Annotated in this window: 5 protein-coding genes; 4 read left to right on the top strand and 1 reads right to left on the bottom strand. The window is 34.3% G+C overall.

What is annotated here, in order from left to right; all coding sequences use genetic code 11:
- Window positions 1–910: 910 nt before the first annotated feature.
- Window positions 911–1,927, bottom strand: a complete 1,017-nt coding sequence (locus ACFO3N_RS23345) for an LLM class flavin-dependent oxidoreductase (protein WP_379801279.1) — start codon at window positions 1,925–1,927, stop codon at window positions 911–913.
- 174 nt (window positions 1,928–2,101) lie between these two features.
- Here ACFO3N_RS23345 and ACFO3N_RS23340 point away from each other — a divergent pair, with 174 nt between their 5' ends.
- The 4 genes from ACFO3N_RS23340 to ACFO3N_RS23325 all read left to right on the top strand — a co-directional run bounded on the left by ACFO3N_RS23340 (window position 2,102) and on the right by ACFO3N_RS23325 (window position 7,370).
- Window positions 2,102–2,617: a DUF2975 domain-containing protein gene (locus ACFO3N_RS23340; protein ID WP_379801278.1), complete on the top strand. Its 516-nt coding sequence runs from the start codon at window positions 2,102–2,104 to the stop codon at window positions 2,615–2,617.
- Window positions 2,618–2,619: 2 nt separating this feature from the next.
- Complete coding sequence (locus tag ACFO3N_RS23335; protein WP_012024053.1) at window positions 2,620–2,826, top strand: helix-turn-helix domain-containing protein; 207 nt, start codon at window positions 2,620–2,622, stop codon at window positions 2,824–2,826.
- Between the two features lie 115 nt (window positions 2,827–2,941).
- Complete coding sequence (locus ACFO3N_RS23330) at window positions 2,942–3,826, top strand: ABC transporter ATP-binding protein (protein ID WP_379801277.1); 885 nt, start codon at window positions 2,942–2,944, stop codon at window positions 3,824–3,826.
- A 4-nt stretch (window positions 3,827–3,830) separates the two neighbouring features.
- Window positions 3,831–7,370 carry an ABC transporter permease/M1 family aminopeptidase gene (locus ACFO3N_RS23325; protein ID WP_379801276.1) on the top strand — a complete coding sequence of 1,180 codons (3,540 nt, stop codon included), beginning with the start codon at window positions 3,831–3,833 and terminating at the stop codon, window positions 7,368–7,370.
- Window positions 7,371–7,383 lie beyond the last annotated feature (13 nt).

Raw genomic sequence — 7,383 nt, 5'->3', positions numbered from 1 at the left:
CTCTTAAAACGGCTGTCAATTCAATATGCCTACGAACGTGTCTTCTTTTGTTTTCGCCTGTATCTCAAAGCGGGTGCAAAACTAAAACTTCTTTTTGTTTCCTGCAAGAAAAATTTAAAGTTTTTTTGAGATTTTTTCAATCCCGTTTTCTCCAATTTTCCTCCCAATCTATCAATGAACTTTCCGTGTTTTGCGGGGTGCAAATGTAGAAAGCATTTTCAAATCTCGCAAGCTTTTTCGAATCTTTTTTTTTGAAAATTTCTTTTCGTCTGATTCTCCTTTCCTGCCAGTATTTCGATGAACGCCTTCGCTGTTGCGGGTGCAAAAGTAGAACCTTTTTCCGCTTACGCAAGCTTTTTTTGAAACTATTTTTAATATTTTTTATAAGTCACTGGTTATGCGTTTTTTACAAACCAAAGTTTTTTGGGCTGTTTTATAGATATGTCTGTTTTCGGGCGATTTTGCCTACTCTGCTTTATTTTGCCATGAAGGCACTAAGATATAAAGTTTGGTTTTCTGTGGGTATTTTTCGAATCTCGCAAAGGCGCAGAGGCACAAAGTTTCTTTTTGGTGCTGGTTTTTCTTCTGGGACCGTCCCATTCTTCCCTGTTTTTTCTTCTGGAAACCGGTGCCCTAGCCCCGATAGTAGTGGAAATCCTTTTGTGCCGGGGTTCGGCACAAAAGATTGGAACGGATAGCGGGATTAAGCTCCTTAATATATATTGTATAAAAGGCTTCGAGTTCGCTCAGCCTGACAATAGATGTTAAAAGCTGATTTTAGATTTACTCCGTTTTACTCTTATATATTATAGTAGAACTTTCTCCTTATATATACAACAAAAACAAACCCGACAGGTTTTAGAAACCTGTCGGGTTATGAGAATGAAATCTACTCTTATGTATAGTATACTTATATATGTATACTATCGTTTAGGCCGTCGATTGCTTCTTTGGTGATTTGAATGCTTTTTAATTTTGCCTGATGATCGAAGATTGGACTGGTTACCATTAGTTCGTCTATTCTGGCGTAGTCAATGAACTTTTTCAAATCGGTCATTAATTGTTCTTTGTTTCCTGTGAAGGTTCCAGCTGTCATTTGATTGACATGGAAACGCTCTTGCTCGTTCATGATATCATCTAATGACGGAACAGGCGGCTGTAAACCTTTACGGTCGTTTCTAATTAAGTTCAAGAACATTTGATACAGACTTGTAGACAATAGTTCTGCTTCTTCGTTTGTGTCTGCTGCAATAATATTAACACAAGCCATTGTTTTTGGTTTGTCTAAATATTCTGAAGGCTGAAAATTTTCGCGGTAAAACTCAAACGCCTGAATCATTAGTTTTGGCGCAAAGTGTCCAGCAAAAGCATACGGCAATCCGTAAGCTGCTGCCAAAGCTGCACTGTCCATACTTGATCCTAAAATCCAGATTGGGACTTTTAAACCTTCGGCTGGAAATGCACGCACTTTTCCTGTTGCATTTTCACTTGAAAAATATTCTTGAAGTTTGCTTACGTTTTGCGGAAAACGTTGTGCCTGCTCAAAAAAGTCTTTTCGGATTGCTTCGGCGGTTGGCTGATCTGTTCCCGGCGCCCTTCCTAAACCTAAATCGATTCGGTTTGGATAAAGCGTTTCTAGGGTTCCAAATTGCTCCGCAACTACTAAAGGAGAATGATTCGGCAACATAATGCCACCAGAACCTACTCGGATATTTTTAGTCTGACTTGCCACATAACCAATTAAAACCACTGTTGCCGTACTTGCAACGTGTGCCATATTGTGATGTTCTGCAAGCCAAAATCGCTTGTATCCTAAAGTATCTGCTAATTGCGCTATGTCTTTTGTTTTTTGAAATGTTTCTGTGGCATTGCTATCCTGAGTAATGATAGCGAGCTCTAATAATGAGACTGAAATTGGGTTTTTCATATAAAAAAATGCTAATATGCAAAATTAAGCCTTTTATATGGATGCCTTTAGTTTTCTAATGTTAATAGATTTATAATATTCTCAAAAGGTTTAAAATAATTAGTTTTTAATAATTAATTATTGTTTTACAATAATTAATTATACATTTGCAATATCAATTTAACTTTTCATTATATGAAGACAACTCATATTGTATCTAGAATATTATTTTATTTTACTCGATTTTTGTCTGTGGTTTATTTCTTTTTGGCAGGATATTCTGTTTTTACTTTACTAACGGGATTGTTTTTGACTTTTAAAGACGAAGGAAAATATTTTCAAGTTTGTTATCCTTTTACTTCTCATCCTTTAATGCTTGGTGATTATAACTGGCCCTATATTCTTTTTGATTTTTTGGCTCCGCTGAGTTTGTATGGGCTTTTCTTTTTATTGAGCAGTAATGTTTTTAAGGTATTTTTTCAGCCTAAATTATTTACACAAAACGGAATTTCTCATTTAAGGCGTTTCTATTTATCCAATTTACTAATTCCAGGTATTGTACTATTTGTGGCTTTCTTTTTTGTGCCGCTGGATAATGAAGTTTCGCTTTTTATTCTATTACACGGAATGCTGGGTGTTTTCGCTTACTTTTTAGCCGCCATTTTTAAACAAGGTTTAAACCTTCAGAACGAACAAGACTTATTTATATAACTATGCCAATAATTGTAAATGTTGATGTAATGCTTGCCAAACGCAAGATGCAGAGTAAAGAGTTGGCAGAAAAACTAGATATTACACCTGCCAATTTATCGATTCTAAAAACGGGAAAAGCAAAAGGAATTCGGTTTGATACGCTCGAAGCTATTTGTAAAATATTGGATTGCCAGCCCGGGGATATTTTAGAATACGTGGCAGAATAGCTTTCTTTTAAATCTTATTTCACTCTTAATAAATCGGTTTTTGAAGCCGACAGGTATTCTATTGCCTAAATTTTTCAAATCATAATTTAATTCAATCATCTAAATCAATCAAAAAATGAACAGTTTATCAATCCAAAATCTCTGCAAAACGTATGAGAACGGCACAAAAGCGATTGACGATTTATCGCTTGAAATTACAAAAGGAATGTTTGGTCTACTAGGTCCAAACGGCGCCGGAAAATCGACTTTAATGCGAACTATTACCGCTTTGCAGGAACCCACTTCGGGAAGTATTGAATTTAACGGAATTAATATTTTGGAAAATCCAATGTTTATTAGGCAAAATTTGGGTTATCTGCCACAGGAATTTGGCGTTTATCCTAAAATTTCTGCTTATCGTCTGCTCGATCATCTGGCAGTTTTAAAAGGAATTGTTGATAAAAAGGAACGACACGATCAAATCTCGTATTTGTTGCAGCAGACTAATTTATTACAGCATCAAGACAAAGCAGTTCATTCTTTTTCTGGCGGAATGCGTCAAAGGTTTGGAATTGTTCAGGCATTATTGGGAAATCCGAAGATTATTATTGTAGATGAACCTACTGCGGGACTTGATCCGCAGGAAAGAAACCGATTTAATAATTTGCTAAGCGAAATTGGCGAAAACATTATTGTAGTTCTATCGACTCATATTGTAGAAGATGTTCGTGATTTATGCCCTAAGATGGCGATTATCTCTAACGGAAAATTGATTTTGGAAGGAAAACCAAACGAAGCAATCGATTCTTTAAAAGATAAAATCTGGATGAAAGCGATTGAGAAAACAGAACTGAAAGAACATCAATCGAACTTTAATATTATTTCGTCCAACTTAAATTCAGGGAAAATCAATATTCATGTTTTTTCAGATGAAAGGCCAGATTCTGGATTCGAATTGATATCGCCAGATTTAAGCGATGTTTATTTTAGTGTTTTAGCTCAAAATCAACTTAAAAATTAGTGTTATGCTTTCTAAATTAATTCAATTTGAATGGCATAACAACACCAGAAGCTGGACTTTTTATGCCACGTTTATTATTTATTTGGTTTTAGGATTTTTTGTGAGTGCTTTTGCGAACTTTTCTTTTTCGGGCGCTTACAAAAATAGTCCGTATGTATTGACTTATGCGATTGGTCTGATTTCGCTGATGACGATATTTTCGATTACACTTCAGGTCGCGCAGAGTTTTTTAAAGGAATATGAAACGAAATTCGATTCGATTATTTTCTCCTCTCCTATTTCTAAGTTTCATTATTTGGCTCCCAAATTTATTACTGCATTTATAATCGCTGTAGTTTCTTTTGGAATGTTTATCGTCGGAATGATCATTGGACATCAAATGTCGTGGCTTTCTAAAAGCGAAATCGGTCCTTTTGAAATTATAAATTATCTCTGGCCGTATTTTGTAATTGTGATTCAGAATATTTTTCTGTGTCTTTCTATATTGACGGCTTTGGCGCGGCTTACGCGAAGCAAACTTTTTATTTATGTTGGCGGGTTATTAATCTACATCTTATATATAGCGGGTTCTATTTTTTCTAATTCGCCAATCTTTGCAAATGCTTCACCATCTTCGGCGAAAGCCATGTCTTTGGCTGCAAAAATAGATCCGTTTGGTTTGGCAGCGTTTTTAGAACAAACCAGATATTGGACTTCAATTGAGAAAAATACCGAACTGGTTTCGCTTTCTGGGAACTTTTTATTTAACCGATTGTTGTGGATTTCAGTTTCTCTGCTTTTACTTTTTGTTTCGTATCGATTATTTTCCTTCCGAAAAACGGAAACCAAAAAGATAAAAACGCCTAAAGTTATTTCAAAAGAAGCAAAAATCCTTTCTTCGGAAATTCCGAAACGCATCGAGTTCAAAACTTTCAGACATAATTTTGCTGTTTTTAAAAGCAATATTAAACTGGATATTTTTTTAGTTCTAAAAGGAATTCCGTTTTTATTGATTGTTCTTTTGTTGTCGGGATTATTGGCAATCGAAATTTCGGATGAAATTGACGGCGGAATTCGATTAGCCGAAAAAATTACGGATACGGCTTTGATGATTTCCACCATAATGGATCGTCTGCCTTTTATTCTGATCTTGATTCTGCTTTTTTACAGTAGCGAATTATTAAACCGAAGCGAAAATTCGAGATTTGAAATGCTGGAAAATACAGCACCGTATTCTCAATTTGTGGTTTTATTGGCCAAACTGACGGCGCTTTTTATCATTCCGTTAATCATAATTAGTATTAGTATTTTCATAGGATGTGCCTTTCAGATTGTGAATGCCAATGCTCCAATCGAAACTGGTCTTTATCTTTCTTTGTTTTATTATCTCGGATTTCCATTGTTGCTGATCTCAATTTTGGCAATTGCGATTCAGACTTTTATTAAAAATAAATACATCGGACTTTCGGTTGCTGCTTTTATCTGTATTTTGTTTTGTACAGGAATTGTAGAACAATTGGGAATTTCGCATCCGTTATTTCGATTCGGAGATTCTTTTAAAAGAGAATATTTTGATATGAATGGTTTCGGAAAATACACTTTCCCGTTTCATATTTCGATGTTATACAATTTCGGATTGGCTTTACTGCTTCTTATTTTGACAGGAATTTTATGGAAAAGAAATGCTTCAATTATAAAAACCTTCCGAACAAATTCATTTAATGGCATTCAGAAAGTAACTTTTGCATTGGGAATTATTCTTTTTATTGGTTTTGGAAGTTATCTTTTTTATAAAACGAATATCGAATATCCGTATTTGACCGAAAAAGATCAGAATAACTGGAGCGAGAAATATGAAACTCAATTTAAAAAATATACCGATCTGCCTCAGCCTACGATCGTTTCTGTAAAAAGTAAAGTCGATTTATTTCCTGAGGAGAATCGCTATGAAGTAAAAGGCACTTATGAATTAATTAATAATTCTGAAAAACCTATTGATAGTTTACTCCTATATATAGATCGAAATTCGAAAATGACTTCTGTTGAAATTCCGAATTCTAATAATCTGGATGATGTTTCGGCATTTCAGCATTATTGGTATCGATTGGAAAAACCTTTACAGCCTCAGCAGAAAATGAAAATGAGCTTTTCTTTTGAGTCTTCATGGTCGCCATTTAAAGGACATACTGCCTTTAATTCTATAATTGAAAATGGATCGTTTATGCGAATAAGCCGTTACTTTCCGCTTTTTGGTTATCAGGAATCGAATGAAATCAGTAGTAAAAAAGAACGTGTAAAAAGACATTTGAAACCACAGACGCCTCTTAAAAAACTGGAAGACAAATCGGAAATTAGATATGATTTTGTTGATTATGATGCTGTGGTTTCGACTTCTAAAAATCAAACGGCGATTGGTATTGGGGATTTAATTGGAAATTGGACAAAAGACAACCGCAATTATTTTCATTATAAATCTAATGGTAAGATTCCGTTTCGATTTGCTTTTTCTTCTGCGGAATATGAAATTCAAAAAACGAATTATAAAGGCATTTCTATTGAAGTTTTTTATCATAAAAGGCATTCCAGAAACATTAAAAAACTAATTCAGGATGTAAAAAACACTTTAGATTATTGCCAGAATAACTTTGGAAAATATCCATACAAAACAATTCGTTATGCCGAAGTTTCTGCTTTCGCCGATGGATTTGCAGCGACTTCTTATCCCTCGACGGTTTTTATGAAAGAAAATTTCGGATTTTACAGCAACCTCAACAATAAGGATAAAGAAGATGTAATGAATCAATTAACGGCTCATGAATTGTCGCACGAATGGTGGGGAAATTCACAGATCAATCCGGAACAAAAAGAAGGAAGCTGGATCTTGACCGAAACTTTGGCGCAATACACCGAGTTGATGTTGTATGAAAAAGAACATGGCTTGGAAAAAGCGCTCGAAACTTTAAAAATTCATCTCGATTTATATTTGAGCAGCCGAAGTTATGATCCTGAAATGCCTTTGTATAAAACGAATTATGAAACTCCGCACTTACCTTATGATAAAGGAATGATTGTCATGCATCAGCTTCGAGTTTTAATTGGTGAAGAAAAAGTAAATCTGGCTTTGAAAAATTTTCTGAATCATTATAAATATCCAAATCCGTTTCCTGATTCTGAGGCTTTATTAAAAGAAATTTATGCTGTAACGGATAAAAAGCTGCATTCTAAACTAGACGAAATGTTTAAGCAGATTATTACCTATTCCTCAAAAATAGAAGCTGTTTCAAGTATTAAAAAGAATGGTTTTTATAAGGTTTCATTTAAAGCGTTTTCTCAGAAATATAAAGAAAATGCAACAGGACAAAGAAAACAAATCGCAAACGATGCCACTATACATATTGGAATTTATGATGAAAACGGAAACTTATTTAATTATACTTTTCCAATTAAAAACAATACAATTGAAGGAAAAATAAAACTTAAAATAAAACCTCTGCGAATTGTAATTGATCCGTATTTAATGAATATTGACACTTTTATAAAGGACAACGAGAAGGACATTGATTAGTTTTTTTGCCACG

The organism is Flavobacterium chungangensis, from assembly GCF_042654045.1.
Classification (GTDB): domain Bacteria; phylum Bacteroidota; class Bacteroidia; order Flavobacteriales; family Flavobacteriaceae; genus Flavobacterium; species Flavobacterium chungangensis.
This window is presented reverse-complemented; position numbering and strand designations above follow the sequence as displayed.

Bases quoted from the DNA above. Each gene is read 5' to 3' on its own strand.
- ACFO3N_RS23330 (WP_379801277.1), top strand. From the start codon at position 2,942: ATGAACAGTTTATCAATCCAAAATCTCTGCAAAACGTATGAGAACGGC.
- ACFO3N_RS23340 (WP_379801278.1), top strand. From the start codon at position 2,102: ATGAAGACAACTCATATTGTATCTAGAATATTATTTTATTTTACTCGA.
- ACFO3N_RS23335 (WP_012024053.1), top strand. From the start codon at position 2,620: ATGCCAATAATTGTAAATGTTGATGTAATGCTTGCCAAACGCAAGATG.
- ACFO3N_RS23345 (WP_379801279.1), bottom strand. From the start codon at position 1,927: ATGAAAAACCCAATTTCAGTCTCATTATTAGAGCTCGCTATCATTACT.
- ACFO3N_RS23325 (WP_379801276.1), top strand. From the start codon at position 3,831: ATGCTTTCTAAATTAATTCAATTTGAATGGCATAACAACACCAGAAGC.